The 14316-nt window shown below is 67.6% G+C and carries 12 protein-coding genes; 6 read left to right on the top strand and 6 right to left on the bottom strand.

The annotated features are described in order from the left end of the window. Positions 1-34 precede the first annotated feature (34 nt). From ptsP to KZX42_RS13555, 4 genes are all read left to right on the top strand, one after another. Positions 35-2311: a phosphoenolpyruvate--protein phosphotransferase gene (gene ptsP / locus KZX42_RS13570; protein WP_248120221.1), complete on the top strand. Its 2277-nt coding sequence runs from the start codon at positions 35-37 to the stop codon at positions 2309-2311. A gap of 112 nt (positions 2312-2423) precedes the next feature. Continuing rightward, on the top strand, positions 2424-3551 hold the full coding sequence (locus KZX42_RS13565; protein ID WP_248120066.1) for a helix-turn-helix transcriptional regulator: 1128 nt from the start codon (positions 2424-2426) through the stop codon (positions 3549-3551). 48 nt (positions 3552-3599) lie between these two features. Further along, a complete protein-coding gene (gene ispG / locus KZX42_RS13560; protein ID WP_248120064.1) occupies positions 3600-4736 on the top strand; it encodes a flavodoxin-dependent (E)-4-hydroxy-3-methylbut-2-enyl-diphosphate synthase in 1137 nt (378 codons plus the stop codon). Between the two features lie 213 nt (positions 4737-4949). Then, positions 4950-5333, top strand: a complete 384-nt coding sequence (locus KZX42_RS13555; RefSeq protein ID WP_248120062.1) for a PEGA domain-containing protein — start codon at positions 4950-4952, stop codon at positions 5331-5333. 60 nt (positions 5334-5393) lie between these two features. On the opposite strand, the gene KZX42_RS13550 is transcribed toward KZX42_RS13555, so the two are convergent. From KZX42_RS13550 to KZX42_RS13540, 3 genes are read right to left on the bottom strand one after another with little or no spacing between them, the layout of a single operon-like run. Beyond that, entirely contained in the window at positions 5394-6170 is a 777-nt protein-coding gene (locus KZX42_RS13550) for a sulfite exporter TauE/SafE family protein (RefSeq protein WP_248120060.1), read from the bottom strand. A 31-nt stretch (positions 6171-6201) separates the two neighbouring features. Beyond that, positions 6202-6642: an Rrf2 family transcriptional regulator gene (locus tag KZX42_RS13545; protein ID WP_248120059.1), complete on the bottom strand. Its 441-nt coding sequence runs from the start codon at positions 6640-6642 to the stop codon at positions 6202-6204. A gap of 42 nt (positions 6643-6684) precedes the next feature. Continuing rightward, positions 6685-7320: a response regulator gene (locus KZX42_RS13540; RefSeq protein WP_248120057.1), complete on the bottom strand. Its 636-nt coding sequence runs from the start codon at positions 7318-7320 to the stop codon at positions 6685-6687. 212 nt (positions 7321-7532) lie between these two features. On the opposite strand from KZX42_RS13540, the gene prfA reads away from it, so the two are divergent. Continuing rightward, the gene (gene prfA, locus KZX42_RS13535; protein ID WP_248120055.1) at positions 7533-8600 is read left to right on the top strand and encodes a peptide chain release factor 1; all 1068 of its coding nucleotides are present in this window, start codon (positions 7533-7535) and stop codon (positions 8598-8600) included. On the opposite strand, the gene KZX42_RS13530 is transcribed toward prfA, so the two are convergent. Continuing rightward, a complete protein-coding gene (locus KZX42_RS13530) occupies positions 8601-8996 on the bottom strand; it encodes a hypothetical protein (protein WP_248120053.1) in 396 nt (131 codons plus the stop codon). It lies immediately after the preceding gene. Between the two features lie 243 nt (positions 8997-9239). Between KZX42_RS13530 and KZX42_RS13525 the strand changes: the two genes are divergently transcribed. Further along, positions 9240-9659, top strand: a complete 420-nt coding sequence (locus KZX42_RS13525) for a hypothetical protein (protein ID WP_248120051.1) — start codon at positions 9240-9242, stop codon at positions 9657-9659. A gap of 59 nt (positions 9660-9718) precedes the next feature. Here KZX42_RS13525 and odhB read toward each other — a convergent pair whose 3' ends face one another. Both odhB and KZX42_RS13515 read right to left on the bottom strand, forming a co-directional pair. Then, the gene (gene odhB / locus KZX42_RS13520; RefSeq protein ID WP_248120049.1) at positions 9719-11245 is read right to left on the bottom strand and encodes a 2-oxoglutarate dehydrogenase complex dihydrolipoyllysine-residue succinyltransferase; all 1527 of its coding nucleotides are present in this window, start codon (positions 11243-11245) and stop codon (positions 9719-9721) included. A 42-nt stretch (positions 11246-11287) separates the two neighbouring features. Next, the gene (locus KZX42_RS13515; protein ID WP_248120047.1) at positions 11288-14305 is read right to left on the bottom strand and encodes a 2-oxoglutarate dehydrogenase E1 component; all 3018 of its coding nucleotides are present in this window, start codon (positions 14303-14305) and stop codon (positions 11288-11290) included. Between the last annotated feature and the right edge of the window lie 11 nt (positions 14306-14316).

Here is a 14316-nt window from a genome sequence, read left to right as displayed (position 1 = left end):
CGCCTACATCAGACCAAAGGGCGCGGGAGACATGATGCCGGCAGGCGGCGCGATGACCAGGGGACCTCGGATCCTCCTGCGCCAGATCCGCGAGGCTCTGGGCGGGGCGGGTGCGGGCGCCACGCCGGCTCAGGACCGGCTGAACATGGTCGTTCGCATCATCGCCCGTTCGATGGTCGCCGAGGTCTGCTCCATCTATCTGCGGCGCGCCTCGGGCGAGTTGGAGCTGTTCGCCACCGAGGGTCTGAACCCCGAGGCCGTGCACACCACCCGGCTGCGGCCCGGCGAGGGCCTGGTGGGCGAGGTGGCGCGCATGGCCCAGCCGATCAGCCTGTCGGACGCGCCGTCGCACCCGGCCTTCTCCTACCGGCCGGAAACGGGCGAAGATCCCTATCACGCCTTCCTGGGCGCGCCCCTGCTGCGCGGCGGACGGGCCATCGGCGTCCTGGTCGTCCAGAACCGCACCGAGCGGCGCTATGACGAGGAGGAGGTCGAGGACATCCAGACCATCGCCATGGTCCTGTCCGAGACGGTGGCGTCCGGCGAACTGCTGGCCCAGGACGAACTGCGCGACGTCGAACTGGCGCCCCATCGGCCCGAGCGGCTGAAGGGCCAGAAGTTCGCCGACGGCCTGGCCTTCGGCCATGTGGTGTTGCACGAGGCGCCGCTGGCCCCCGAGCGCCTGCTGTCCGACGATCCTGCGATGGAGGAGGCGCGGTTGAAGCTGGCCCTGGCCACGCTGAAGACCGGGCTGGACGTCATGCTGGACAAGGGCCAGGGCCTGGCCGGTCCCTCGTTCGAGGTGCTGGAGACCTATCGGATGTTCGCCGACGACCGGGGCTGGAACCGGTCGCTGGAGGAGGCCGTCCGCAACGGCCTGACCGCAGAGGCGGCGGTGGACCGGGTCAGAAACGAACACCGCGCCCGCTTCGCCCAGGCGCGCGACCCCTATATCCGCGAGCGGCTGCACGATTTCGAGGATCTGGCCAACCGGCTGCTGCGGGTGCTGGCGGGCGACAAGCCGGGCGAGCGCGAACTGCCCGACGACGCCATTCTTGTGGCGCGCAACCTGGGCCCCGCCGACCTGCTGGAATATCCGCGCGACAAGCTGAAGGGGCTGTTGCTGGAGGAAGGTTCGGCCGCCAGCCACGCCGCCATCGTGGCCCGCGCGTTGCAGATCCCGTGCGTCGGGCGCCTGATGGGCCTGCGCGACCGGCTGTCGGAAGGCGACATGGTCATCGCCGACGGCGAGACCGGCGAGACCTATCTGCGCCCGCGCCCCGACATGCTGGAGGCGGTGCAGTCGCGGATGGCCGTGCGCGAACAGCGTCAGGCCGAGTTCGCCCAGTTGCGCGACACCCCCGCCGTCACCCTGGACGGCCAGCGCATCAGCCTGCTGACCAACGCCGGCCTGGCGGTGGACCTGGAGAACCTGAATGAGACGGGGGCCGAGGGCATCGGCCTGTTCCGCACCGAGTTCCAGTTCATGGTGTCGGACGAACTGCCCCGGCTGGACGCCCAGACGGCCCTGTACAAGCTGGTGCTGGACGCCGCCGGCGACCGCCCCGTCACCTTCCGCACCCTGGACATCGGCGGCGACAAGGTGCTGCCTTATCTGGAGGCCGAGCGCGAGGAGAACCCCGCCCTGGGGCGGCGCGCCATCCGCCTGGGCCTGGACCGGCCGTCCCTGCTGCGGATGCAGTTGCGCGCGCTTCTGGCCGCCGGGGCTGGGCGCGAGCTGCGCGTCATGTTTCCGATGATCGCCACGGTGGACGAGTTCCGGGCCGCGCGCGAACTGGTCGACATCGAATGCGCCTGGGCGCGGCGTCGCGGGCGGGCGCTGCCGGCCCTGCTGCGGGTCGGGGCCATGGTCGAATGCCCGTCGCTGCTGTGGCACCTGGACGCCCTGCTGCCGCTGACGGATTTCGTCTCTATCGGCACCAACGACCTGTTCCAGTATATGTACGCGGCCGACCGGACCAATCCGCTAGTGTCGGACCGTTACGACCCCCTGTCGCCGCCGACCCTGCGCGCGCTCCAGACCATTCAGAAGGCCTGCGCCGACACCGGCACACCCGTCTCCATCTGCGGCGAACTGGCCGGGCGGCCGCTGGAGGCCTTCGCCCTGATCACCCTGGGCTTCACCCGTCTGTCGGCGCCGGCGGGCGGAGTGGGGCCGGTCAAGCGGATGATCCTCTCGGCGGACCTGACGGCGGCGCGGCGGGGCATGACCAATCTTCTGAACCTGTCCACCGGCTCGGTCAGGAACGAGATCGAATCCCTGGCGCGCAAGCTGAACGTCTCGGTCTGACCTCGGGCTGGGCCGCATCGGCGGCGTTGCTGGCGAGGGCGCAATCGTCTATCTCGGCGGCTGTTGCACGACCGCTCGAAGGCGGTCCTTCCCGGACAGGGGTTCTGGCCTGATGGCGTCGAATGCGGGGATCGCCCCCGATGCGTTGAAGACCCATGCGGACGCGGCGGACCCGACCGCCGCCTTCGCCGACGCCGCCACCTTTGGCGAGGGTCTGCGCCACGCCCGCGAACGCTCGGGCAAGTCGATGGCGGAGCTGGCCGCCGAGACCAAGGTGCACCGTCGCTTCCTGACCGCCCTGGAGCAGGGGGACTGGTCTTCCCTGCCCTCGCGCGTGTTCGCTCTGGGCTATGTGCGGGCCTACGCCTCGGCCCTGGCGCTGGACGAACAGTTGGCGGTCGAGCGGTTCAAGCGCGAAAGCCCGGACACCTCCGTGCCGCTGAAGGCGCCCATCGGGATCGCCTTCGAGGATGTGCGCCGACATTCGCCGCGCATCGTCGCCGGCATCGCGGTGGTGGCCGTCGCCGTGATCGGCTGGAACGTGTTCCAGCGGATCAATCTGCGCCAGATCGCCCATCCGTCCGATATCGCCGTCGCCCCCAAGACCTGGGCCAGCGGAGATATGACCGATCCCCGGTTCGCGCTGAGCGCGCCGATGGCCGCCCCGCCCGATCAGACCACGCCTGCGCCCTATATCACCCGCGGCCTGGAGGCGGAGCTGACCGGCGTCGATCCGGCCGATCCCGCGGCCTTGGCCGCCGCCGCCGCCAACGCCGCGCCGGTGCAGAAGGCATTCAACCCGCGCGGGGCCGTCTATGGGGCGCCCGCCAACGCCTCCATGGTGGTGATCCAGGCCCGCACCGCCGGCGCACTGGTCGTGCGGCTGGGCGACGGACAGGCCCTGTTTGCGCGCCAGATGTCGCCGGGCGAGGCCTGGCGCGCCCCTGCTGGCGTCTCCGCCACCGTTGACGTGTCCGATCCGGCGGCCTTCGACGTCTATCTGAACGGCGAATACGGCGGGCCGCTGGCCGGTGTTCTGACGCCGCTGGCCCAGTTGAACAGCCGCGCCGACCAGGCGGCCAAGACCCTGGCGGCGGTCCAGGCGCGCGCTCAGGCCCAGGCCCAGGCGGCCCAGGCCCGCGCCCAGACCGGCGAGCGACCCGCCTCAGCCTCCCCCTCTTCGCCGCCGAACACCACATCCGCCTCCGTTTCCCCGACCATGCCGACGGCGCCGAACTGATCGGTCCGCCGTGGCGTCGCCGTCATCATCGGCCTATATGAGGACGCGATGAGCGACCATTCTCACATCCGTCCCTGGCGCCATATCGAGCGTCGCAAGAGCCGCCAGATCAGGGTGGGCTCGGTTTTGGTCGGCGGCGACGCCCCGATCAGCGTCCAGTCCATGACCAATACGCCGACGTCGGACGCCGCCGCGACGATCGACCAGATTCGCCAGTTGGAAGAGGCCGGCGCCGACATCGTGCGCGTCTCCTGCCCCGACGTGGAATCGACGGCGGCCTTCAAGACCATCGCGCGCGAGGCCAAGGTCCCCTTGGTCGCCGACATTCATTTCCACTACAAGCGCGGCATCGAGGCGGCCGAGGCCGGGGCCGCCTGCCTGCGGATCAATCCGGGCAATATCGGCAGCCCCGACCGGGTGCGCGATGTCATCCAGGCCGCCCGCGACAACGGCTGCTCCATGCGGATCGGCGTCAACGCGGGCTCGCTGGAAAAGGAACTGCTGGAGAAGTACGGCGAGCCCTGCCCCGACGCCATGGTCGAAAGCGCGCTGAACCACGCCCGCATCCTGCAGGACAACGACTTCCACGAGTTCAAGATTTCGGTGAAGGCGTCCGACCCCTTCCTGACCGTCGCCGCCTATCATCAGTTGGCCGAGGCCATCGACTGCCCCCTGCACCTGGGCGTGACCGAGGCGGGCCCCCTGCGCACCGGCACGATCAAGTCGGCCATCGGAATGGGCTCCATGCTGTGGGCGGGGATCGGCGACACCATCCGCGTGTCGCTGGCCGCCGATCCGGTCGAGGAGATCAAGGTCGGCTTCGACATCCTGAAGTCGCTGGGCCTGCGTCACCGAGGCGTCAACATCATCGCCTGCCCCTCCTGCGCCCGTCAGGGTTTCAACGTCATCGAGACGGTGGCGGTGCTGGAGGAGAAGCTGGCCCATATCTCCACGCCCATGAGCCTGTCGGTGATCGGCTGCGTCGTGAACGGACCGGGCGAGGCCCTCTATACCGACATCGGCTTCACCGGCGGCGGCAAGGGCGCGGGCATGATCTATCTGAACGGAAAGATCGCCCACAAACAGGCCAACGACGGCATGATCGACCACATCGTCGCCCTGGTCGAGGAAAAGGCGGCCGAACTGGATGCGGCCCGCTCGGCGGCCCTTCAGGCGGCGGAGTAGGACTGCGTCATCTCGCCTCACGGCGGCGCTCAACCTTCACCGTTCCGTGATTGACGCTCGATATTGAAAATGCAACCTAGGCTATAGGTCCGCCTGGGGAGATCGGACCCTGTTTCACCGAGGGGTTCCATGATTTCCAAGACTGTCGCGTGCCTTGGCGCGCGTGCGTTCACGCTGATCGGCGTGGCGCTTTTCTTGCCTGCGTGCGCCACCATGACGCGGGGATCCAGCCAGCAGTTCACCGTCGAAAGCACGCCGCCCGGCGCCCAGGTCAGCACGTCGAACGGTTTCGAATGCCAGGCTACGCCCTGCACCTTCCGCATGCCGCGCAAGGACGGCTTCAGCATCACGGTGGCCAAGGACGGCTATGTCGCCCAGACGCACGAGATCACCAGCAGCGTTTCAGGCGCAGGCGGCACGGCCATGGCGGGCAACATCCTGATCGGCGGCATCATCGGCGGAGCCATCGACGCCACCTCAGGCGCGATGAACGATCTCAAGCCCAACCCTTTGGTCGTCACCCTGCGTACCCCAGCGGAAGAGGCCGCGGCGACGCGGGCCGCTGCGACAGCGGCGCCGGCCGCCAGCAACCCCTGACGCGCCATTGACGACGGCGACGACGCGGCGGCGGACGCCAGTCCGCCGCCGTTTCTCGTTTCAGATCACCTTGAACAGGCGCAGGGCCTGATAGCCGGCCGAGAGCAGGACCACCGTGCCGACGCCGTAGGTCAGGACGCGGCGGGGGGCGATGCGGGCGATGACGCCGGCCAGGGGCGCCGCAATCAGGCCGCCGGCAACCAGACCCAGCACGGCCATGGCGTGGCTGGAGATGCCCTCGGCCTCCTGCCAATGGCCGGTCAGCAGGGCGACCAGGAAGGTGGCGGAAATGGCGGAGGTGACGAAGAACTCGGCCGTATTGGTCGTGCCGATCGATGCGCGCGGGTCCTGGCCCGTACCGACCAGGGTGGTGGTGACGGTCGGGCCCCATCCCCCGCCGCCGATCGCGTCGAAGAAGCCGCCGACCAAGCCCAGGGGACCAGCGAACTTTCTGGGAAAGATCCGTTCGCGCGTCTGGCGGGTGGCGCGCCAGATGATGACCAGGCCCATGACGGCCAGATAGGCGGTGATGAAGGGCCGCATGACGTCGCCGTCGATGCTGGTCAGGACGAAGGCCCCGATCCCGCCGCCGACCACGCCGCCCAGGGCCAGGGGCACGAACAGCTTCCAGTTCACGTTCTTGTTGACCGTGTGCGACCCGGCGGATGCGGCGGTGGTGAAGACCTCTGCGGCGTGCACGCTTGCCGAGGCGGTCGCGGGCGGCACGCCGAACGACAGCAGCACGGTCGAGGAGATCACGCCATAGGCCATGCCCAGGGCGCCATCGACGATCTGGGCCAGGAATCCGACGGCGAGGAAGAGAAGGAAATCTTGCATGGCGGCCCCAAAGACGCGCGAACGGTGCGGTCTATTTCCCTAGTGGGTCAATAGGAGAAGAAATGGCGGCCGCTTGCAGAAGCGTTCGCGCCTCGAACACCGCCGCCAGGGCGTCGCGCCCGTCGCGCAGCACGGGTTGCAGCGGGCAAGTCTCGACATCCGGGCAGGTCTCGCACGGGCCATAGGCGGTGCGCGAGGCGCAGGGCGCCAAGGCCAGCGCCCCCTCCAGAGCGCGGATCACATCGGCGAAGCTGATGCCGTCGGGCGGCGCCGCCAAGGCGTAGCCGCCCGATCGCCCGCGCCGGGACACCAGAAGGTGCTGTCGGCGCAGGTCCAGAAGAATGGCCTCCAGAAACTTGCGCGGGGCCGCCGACGCCTCTGCGATTTCGGCGATGGTCGCCGGCCCGCCCCCCGGCAGGCCGGCCAGATGGACCATGGCGCGCAGCGCATAGCGGGACCGGTTCGACAGCATGGCCTGAGATGGCGCGCCGCGCCGACGGGCGCAAGGCGGTCTTCACCCGGTCTGGCCCAGGCGAGCGACGGCCTCCAGGATTTGTGCGCCGTTGTAGGGTTTCAGCACCAGGGCCTCCGCAAGATCGGCGTGGCGGGCGGCGGCGCTGACGTCGCCGGAGATGAAGATGACCCGGACGTCCCAGCGCGAGGTCAGGACCTCGGCCAACTCCACGCCTGTCATCTCGCTGGACAGGTTGATGTCCAGCAGAGCCGCGTCGATGGCGTGGAGCGCGGCGGCGGCCTCGGCGGCGGCGGCGCTGTGGAACGGTCCGACGACGCTGTGCCCGGCCTCGGTCAGAAGCTCGGTCAGGCTGGCGGCGGCGTCGGCGTCGTCCTCGACCACCAGAAGCGTCAGCGCTTCGGCGTCAGAGCGCGGTGCGTCGCTCGAGGCGGCCGGCGCCTGGCGCGTCACCACGGCCCGCAGATCGCGCCACACCTCGGCCGACGGCCGGTCGGTGTCCAGGTCGTAGATGGCGGCCATGGCCTTCAGTTCGCGCGTATCCTCGGGCGACAGGTCGCCGCCGGTGTCGGCCAAGCGTGTGTCGTACAGCCGGCACAGACGCTCCACGCTGTCGGCGACCGGGTCGGTTTGGGTGGGCGCGTGATCGGGTTCGGTTACGGGCGGGCGATCGAACATGAAAAGTCCTCCTAACAGCCTTGCCTTCGAACCAGCTAAACGGCCAAGGCGGATTTCGTAACCGCGCCTGACGCCATCGTGACCGGGACGTTATCGCCGATCACGAACGCCTTATCGACCGGCGCTGGGCGGCGAAGCGGCTTGCAATCGACACGACCGCGCCTGGCGGCTAAGGACAGGCGCCCTGTCGCCCGCTTCCAGGATACCGTCTTTTGCGTCTGCCCCAGGCCCGTCTTGATCAGGTGCTCGACCGCTTTCACGAGGTCGAGGCCCGCATGGGCGCGGCGACCGACGGGGCCGAGATCGTGCGCCTGTCCAAGGAGCACGCCGAACTGAAGCCGGTGGCCGACGCGGTTCAGGGCCTGGCCCGCGCCCGCGCCGAAATGGCGGACCTGGAGGCCATGACCGCCGATCCGGAAATGGCCGCGATGGCCCAGGACGAGTTGCAGCTTCTGAACGACGCCCTGCCGGGGCTGGAGCGCGACGTCGCCCTGCTGCTGGCGCCGCGCGACGCCGACGAGAACGCCTCGGCCGTTCTGGAAGTCCGCGCCGGAACCGGCGGCGACGAGGCGGCCCTGTTCGCGGGCGACCTGTTTCGCATGTATTCGCGCTACGCCTCGACGCGCGGCTGGCGGATCGAACTGGATTCCGCGACCGAGGGCGACGCGGGCGGCTATAAGGAAATCATCGCCACCGTCACCGGCGAAGGCGTGTTCGGACGACTGAAGTTCGAAAGCGGCGTCCACCGTGTGCAACGCGTGCCGACGACCGAAGCGGGCGGCCGCATCCACACCTCGGCCGCGACGGTCGCCGTCCTGCCCGAGGTCGAGGACGTCGAGATCGAAATCCTGGACAAGGACATACGCATCGACACCTTCCGCGCCTCCGGCTCGGGCGGGCAACACGTCAACAAGACGGATTCGGCAGTGCGCATCACCCACCTGCCGACCGGGATCGTGGCTACCAGTTCGGAAAAGTCCCAGCACGTGAACCGCGACAAGGCGATGAGGAACCTGCGGGTGCGCCTGTACGACATGCAACGCCAGGCCAAGGATCTGGCGCGGGCGGATTCCCGCAAATCCCAGGTGGGATCTGGCGACCGATCCGAGCGCATCCGCACCTACAACTTCCCCCAGGGTCGGGTGACCGACCACCGGATCGGCCTGACCCTGCACAGCCTGCCGCAGATTCTGGAAGGCGACATCGACCCGCTGCTGAACGCCCTGATCGCAGAGGATCAGGCCGCCCGCCTGGCCGACCTGGAAGCCGAGTTCGGCTGATCAGCGCAGCAGCCCCAGCGTGGGCAGACAAAGAACCAGTGCGGTGACGGCGGTGAAACCGGCGAAGGCGTGAACGGTTTGGCGGCGACAGCGGACCACAAAGGCGCTGCGGCTCCATGCGCCCCGGCTGGCCCACAACAGATAGACGGCCTGTACAGTCCAGCCTGCGACAAAGGCCGACACCGCCCAGGTGCTGAGCAGGGCGAGAGACACACCCGACGCCAGCACCATCAGCCCGCCAAGGGCGGTCGCCAGTTCTTCGACATAGTCATCAAGGCGAATCCGCACGAAACGCGACAGCTCCGCCTGCAGGCGCCAGTTCAGCCAGGACTGGCTCAACAGCAGCAGCCCGCCCATGACATAGAACACCCCGATTGCGCGCGCAGCCCATTCCATGGCGAGAATATGGCCACCGTTTCTGCGCCCTGTAATCCAACAAAATACACAAGATGATCGATCAACGATGGATCGAAGCCTTAAAGACACAACCGACGATATGGGAGCGGGTGCACAACCCTACAACTAATCGCTGTTTATCGTTGTTGCCGTCATGATGCGCACCCCGGCGCTTTCGCATGGTGCGCTCCCTGCCCCGGCGGCATAATCTGTCACCCGCCCTCCAAGTGACACGAGCGCCCCATGGCCCTGGTCGAGATCACCCGTTTCCCGGATGTTTACGAAGCCGGTCTGGCGGCGGCGTTTCTGGCGGATCAAGGCATTCAGGTCGAAGTGACCGAACGCTTCCAGACCACCGTCGACCCTTTGATGCAGCGCGCGCTGGGACTGCGGCTCATGGCGCCGTCGGATCAGGTGGAGACGGCGCGTGATCTGCTGGCGCGTGCTGCGGGGGGTGAATTCGCCACTGAAGACGAAGATGATCTGGTCGCCCCAAGCCCGACGACCCGCAATCTTGGCCGGGGCCTGGCCCTGACGCTGGCGGTCATGGGCGCCTTCTGGGGAAACAGCCTTCCTCAGCGGCTGCGGACCATCCACTGGATCGGCGTGGCGTTGATCGCAGGCATTATCGCTCTGTCGCTGATCGTCGCCTTGAGCATCTGATCTCTGGCGAGATGTGAACTAGAGAAAAGGCGGCGAGAGCCTCGCCGCCTTTCCAGGTCTTACAGGTCCAGCAGGGCGCGCTGCGGATCTTCCAGCAGCTCCTTGATGCGGACCAGGAAGGTCACGGCTTCCTTGCCGTCCACGATGCGGTGATCGTAGCTGAGGGCCAGATACATCATCGGGCGGATCTTGACCTCGCCGTTGATGGCCATCGGGCGCTGGACGATGTTGTGCATGCCCAGAATGCCAGACTGCGGCGCGTTCAGGATCGGCGTGGACATCAGCGAGCCATAGGTGCCGCCGTTGGTGATGGTGAAGGTGCCGCCCTGCATCTGGTCCATGGTCAGGGCGCCGTCGCGGGCGGCCTTGCCCAGGGCGCCGATGCCCTTTTCGATGCCTGCCAGCGACAGGGTGTCGGCGTCACGCAGGACCGGGACCACCAGACCCTTGTCGGTGCCGACGGCGACGCCGATGTCATAGTGGTTCTTGTAGATGATGTCGGCGCCGTCGATCTCGGCGTTGACGGCCGGAATCTCGTGCAGGGCCGCGACCACCGCCTTGGTGAAGAAGGACATGAAGCCCAGCTTCACGCCGTGGCGCTTTTCGAACACTTCCTTGTACTGGGCGCGCAGGGCCATGACGTTGGTCATGTCCACCTCGTTGAAGGTGGTCAGCTGGGCGGCCGTGTTCTGGGATTCCTTCAGGCGACGGGCGATGGTCTGACGCAGGCGCGTCATCTTCACCCGCTCCTCGCGCGGCTGGTCGGCGCGCGGCGCGGCCGGCGCAGCGGCGGCAGGGGCTGGAGCCGAGGCCTGGCCGATGGCGGCGATGGCGTCGGCCTTGGTGATGTTGCCCTTCGGACCCGTGGCGGCGATGGCCTTGGGATCAAGGTTGTTTTCGCCGACGACACGCTGCACGGCGGGTGACAGGGTTTCGTTCTTGGAGCCCGAAACCTGGGCCGAGCCGGTGTTGGCCGGTGCGGCAGCGGGGGTCGGAGCGGACGCGGCCGGAGCCGAGGCGGCGCCCGAACCCGAGATGGAGCCGATCTTCTGGCCCGGCGTGACGGTCGCGCCTTCATCGGCGGCGATGGTCAGGACGCCGTCAGCGGGGGCCGACACCTCGACCGCGACCTTGTCGGTTTCGATCTCGACCAGCAGTTCGTCCTTCTTGACCGCGTCGCCGTTCTTCTTGACCCACTTGCCCATCGAGCCTTCAGCGACGCTCTCGCCCATGACCGGCACGGTGATGTCGATCGCGGCGGCAGCGGCCTGAGCGGCGGCGGCCGGCGCGGCCTTGGTGTCAGCCTTGGCAGCCTTCGCCGGCGCAGCGGCCGGAGCGGCGGCCGCGGACGCGCCTTCCGTCACCGAACCCAGGACCGCGCCGGGGACGACCGTGTCGCCCTCGGCCGCCTTGATGTCGCCCAACACGCCGTCTGCGGGCGAGACGACTTCCAGCGAGACCTTGTCGGTCTCAAGCTCGACCAGCAGTTCGTCCTTCTTGACCGCATCCCCGACCTTCTTGGTCCATTTGGCGATGGTGGCTTCGGTGACGGATTCACCGAGGGCGGGGGTCAGGATGTCGGCCATGTCAGGTCCAGCTCGTCTCTAGTTCGGTCTTTTGTACGTGTATCAGGCGAAGGCTTCAGTGGTGAAGGCTTCCAGTTCCTTAAGGTGTCGGCTCATCAGCCCGGCGGCGGTCGAGGCCGATCCGGGACGGCCGACGTAGCGGGCGCGCTTGGCCTTGATGTCCAGCTTGTCCAGGGTCAGCTCCAGCCACGGATCAACGAAGGTCCAGCCCCCCATGTTCTTCGGCTCTTCCTGGCACCAGACCAGTTCGGCGTTGGGGAAGCGGGCCAGTTCCTTGCGCAACGACTGCATCGGCCACGGATAGAACTGCTCCAGACGCAGGATGTAGACATCGTCCACCGCCTGACCGTCCTTGGACTTCTTCTCGCGCGCATCTAGCAGGTCGTAATAGACCTTGCCCGAGCACAGGATGACGCGACGGATGTCCTTGTCCGCCTTGATGGTGATCCCGGCGATCTCGGGCCGCGTCTGTGCGTCATCGTGCAGGACGCGGTGGAAGGCCGAGCCCTCCGCCAGCTCCGCCATGGACGAGACCGCCTTCTTGTGGCGCAGCAAGGACTTGGGCGTCATCAGGATCAGCGGCTTGCGGAACGGCCTGTGCAGCTGGCGACGCAGGATGTGGAAATAGTTGGCCGGGGTCGTGCAGTTGGCGACCTGCATATTGTCCTCGGCGCAAGCCTGCAGGAAGCGCTCCAGACGGGCCGAGGAGTGTTCCGGCCCCTGGCCTTCGTAGCCGTGGGGCAGCAGCATGGTCAGGCCGCTCATGCGCAGCCATTTGCGTTCGCCCGACGAGATGAACTGGTCGATCACCACCTGGGCGCCGTTTACGAAGTCGCCGAACTGGGCTTCCCACATGACCAGCGTATTCGGATCGGCCAGCGAGTAGCCGTATTCAAAGCCCAGCACCGCCTCTTCGGACAGGGCCGAGTCGATGACTTCAAAATTGGCCTGGCCTTCGCGCAGGTTGTTCAGCGGGATGTAGCGCTCTTCGGTCGTCTGATCGATGATGCCCGAGTGACGCTGCGAGAAGGTGCCGCGCACCGAATCCTGGCCCGACAGGCGGATCGGGAAGCCTTCGTCGACAAGGCTGGCGAAAGCCAGACTCTCGGCCGTGGCCCAGTCCAGGCCCTGGCCCGAGGTGATGGCTTCGCGCCGACCGTCGATGACCCGCTTCAGCGTCTTGTGCATGTCGACGCTGTTGGGAATGGTGGTCAGGCGGTGGCCCAGATCCGTCAGCTTGGCCAGCGGCACGGCGGTGTCGCCACGCAGCTCGTCCTTGGGCGTCTGGAAGCCCTGCCACTGGCCGTCCAGCCAGTCAGCCTTCTCGGCGGTCCAGGTCTTGCCGGCCTCGAACTGTTCGTCGAGGAATTTCTCGAACCGCTCGACCTCGGCGTCCACCTGCTCCTGGGTGACCACGCCCTCGGCGACCAGACGCTGCGAATAGAGTTCGCGGGTCGAGGGCTGGGCGCGGATCTTCGAATACATCAGCGGCTGGGTGAAGGTGGGATCGTCGCCTTCGTTGTGGCCGAAGCGGCGGTAGCAGAACATGTCCACCACCACGTCCTTGTGGAACTTCTGGCGGTATTCGGTGGCCACCTTGGAGGCGAAGACAACCGCTTCAGGGTCATCGCCGTTCACGTGGAAGATCGGCGCCTGGACCATCAGCGCCACGTCCGACGGATAGGGCGACGAGCGCGAGTTGCGCGGGCTGGTGGTGAAGCCGATCTGGTTGTTGATGACAAAGTGAAGCGTGCCGCCGGTACGGTAGCCCTTCAGCCCCATCAAGGCGAAACATTCGGCCACCACGCCTTGGCCGGCGAAGGCGGCGTCGCCGTGGATCAGCAGCGGCACGACCTTGGAGCGATCCAGCGCCCACTGGCCTTCCGGCACGCCCTCGTTGGCCTCGCGGATGTCGAACGCCTGTTTGGCGCGCGCCTTGCCCAGCACGACCGGGTTGACGATCTCAAGGTGCGACGGGTTGGCGGTCAGCGACAGGTGGACGTGATTGCCGTCGAACTCGCGGTTCGACGAGGCGCCCATGTGGTATTTGACGTCGCCCGAACCCTCGATGTCGCTCGGCACGGCCGAACCGCCCTGGAACTCGTGGAAGATGACCTTGTAAGGCTTGCCCATCACGGCGGCCAGCACGTTCAGGCGGCCCCGGTGGGCCATGCCCAGCACGACCTCGTCGACGCCCAGCGAACCGCCGCGCTTGATGACCTGCTCCAGCGCCGGGACCATGGCCTCGCCGCCGTCCAGGCCGAACCGCTTGGTGCCGGGGAAGCGTTTGTGCAGGAAGCGCTCGAAGCCTTCCGCCTCGACCAGCTTGGACAGGATGGCCAGCTTGCCTTCCTTGGAGAAGGCGTTCTGTTCGAACTTGTCGGCGCCCTCGAACCGCTGCTGCAGCCAGGATTTCTCCTCCGGCTCGGCGATGTGCATGAACTGGATGCCGACCGTGCCGCAATAGGTGCGCTTCAGGATGTCCAGCACTTCACGGATCGTGCCGGTCTGCAGGCCCAGCACCCCGTCCAGAAAGATCGGGCGGTCCAGATCGGCGCCCGTGAAACCGTAGAATTCAGGCGTCAGCTCGGGGTTCTCGACCGGCTGTTCGATGCCCAGCGGGTCCAGCTTGGCCTGCAGGTGGCCACGCACCCGATAGCTGCGGATCAGCATCAGGGCGCGGATGGAATCATGAGCGGCGGCGCGGATGACGTCGGCCGAAACCTCGGCCGGCGCAGCGGCGGCGGCGGCGGGCGCAGCAGCGGCGGCGGCAGGCTTCTTGGGATCGGGTTTGGGGGCCGGCCAGCGGCCGTCGAAGACGGCGGTCGCCTCGCTGGGCTCCGTGGCGGTGTCGCGGCCCCAGGCGCCGGCCTCGGCCGAGGCCTTCACGCTGGCGGCGTTGTCGCGAAGCTGGTCGAAGAAGGCCTTCCACTCCGCCGAGACCGAGCCAGGGTCGTTGGCCCATTTCTCGTGAAGCTCCTCGATATAGGCCGCATTGGACCCGTAGAGGAAGGAGGTCTCGGCAAAGACCTGGTTCAGCCGACCGGCATCGTCCGCCATCGTTTCGCAAT

It is taken from the genome of Brevundimonas sp. EYE_349 (assembly GCF_023147505.1).
Taxonomy (GTDB): Bacteria; Pseudomonadota; Alphaproteobacteria; order Caulobacterales; family Caulobacteraceae; genus Brevundimonas.
The sequence above is the reverse complement of the archived record's forward strand: the minus strand, read 5'-3'. Positions and strand labels throughout refer to the sequence as shown.

Coding starts and splice junctions, on each gene's coding strand:
- ptsP (WP_248120221.1), top strand. CDS start 35: ATGCCGGCAGGCGGCGCGATGACCAGGGGACCTCGGATCCTCCTGCGC.
- KZX42_RS13565 (WP_248120066.1), top strand. CDS start 2,424: ATGGCGTCGAATGCGGGGATCGCCCCCGATGCGTTGAAGACCCATGCG.
- ispG (WP_248120064.1), top strand. CDS start 3,600: ATGAGCGACCATTCTCACATCCGTCCCTGGCGCCATATCGAGCGTCGC.
- KZX42_RS13555 (WP_248120062.1), top strand. CDS start 4,950: ATGACGCGGGGATCCAGCCAGCAGTTCACCGTCGAAAGCACGCCGCCC.
- KZX42_RS13550 (WP_248120060.1), bottom strand. CDS start 6,170: ATGCAAGATTTCCTTCTCTTCCTCGCCGTCGGATTCCTGGCCCAGATC.
- KZX42_RS13545 (WP_248120059.1), bottom strand. CDS start 6,642: ATGCTGTCGAACCGGTCCCGCTATGCGCTGCGCGCCATGGTCCATCTG.
- KZX42_RS13540 (WP_248120057.1), bottom strand. CDS start 7,320: ATGTTCGATCGCCCGCCCGTAACCGAACCCGATCACGCGCCCACCCAA.
- KZX42_RS13530 (WP_248120053.1), bottom strand. CDS start 8,996: ATGGAATGGGCTGCGCGCGCAATCGGGGTGTTCTATGTCATGGGCGGG.
- KZX42_RS13525 (WP_248120051.1), top strand. CDS start 9,240: ATGGCCCTGGTCGAGATCACCCGTTTCCCGGATGTTTACGAAGCCGGT.
- odhB (WP_248120049.1), bottom strand. CDS start 11,245: ATGGCCGACATCCTGACCCCCGCCCTCGGTGAATCCGTCACCGAAGCC.
- KZX42_RS13515 (WP_248120047.1), bottom strand. CDS start 14,305: ATGGCGGACGATGCCGGTCGGCTGAACCAGGTCTTTGCCGAGACCTCC.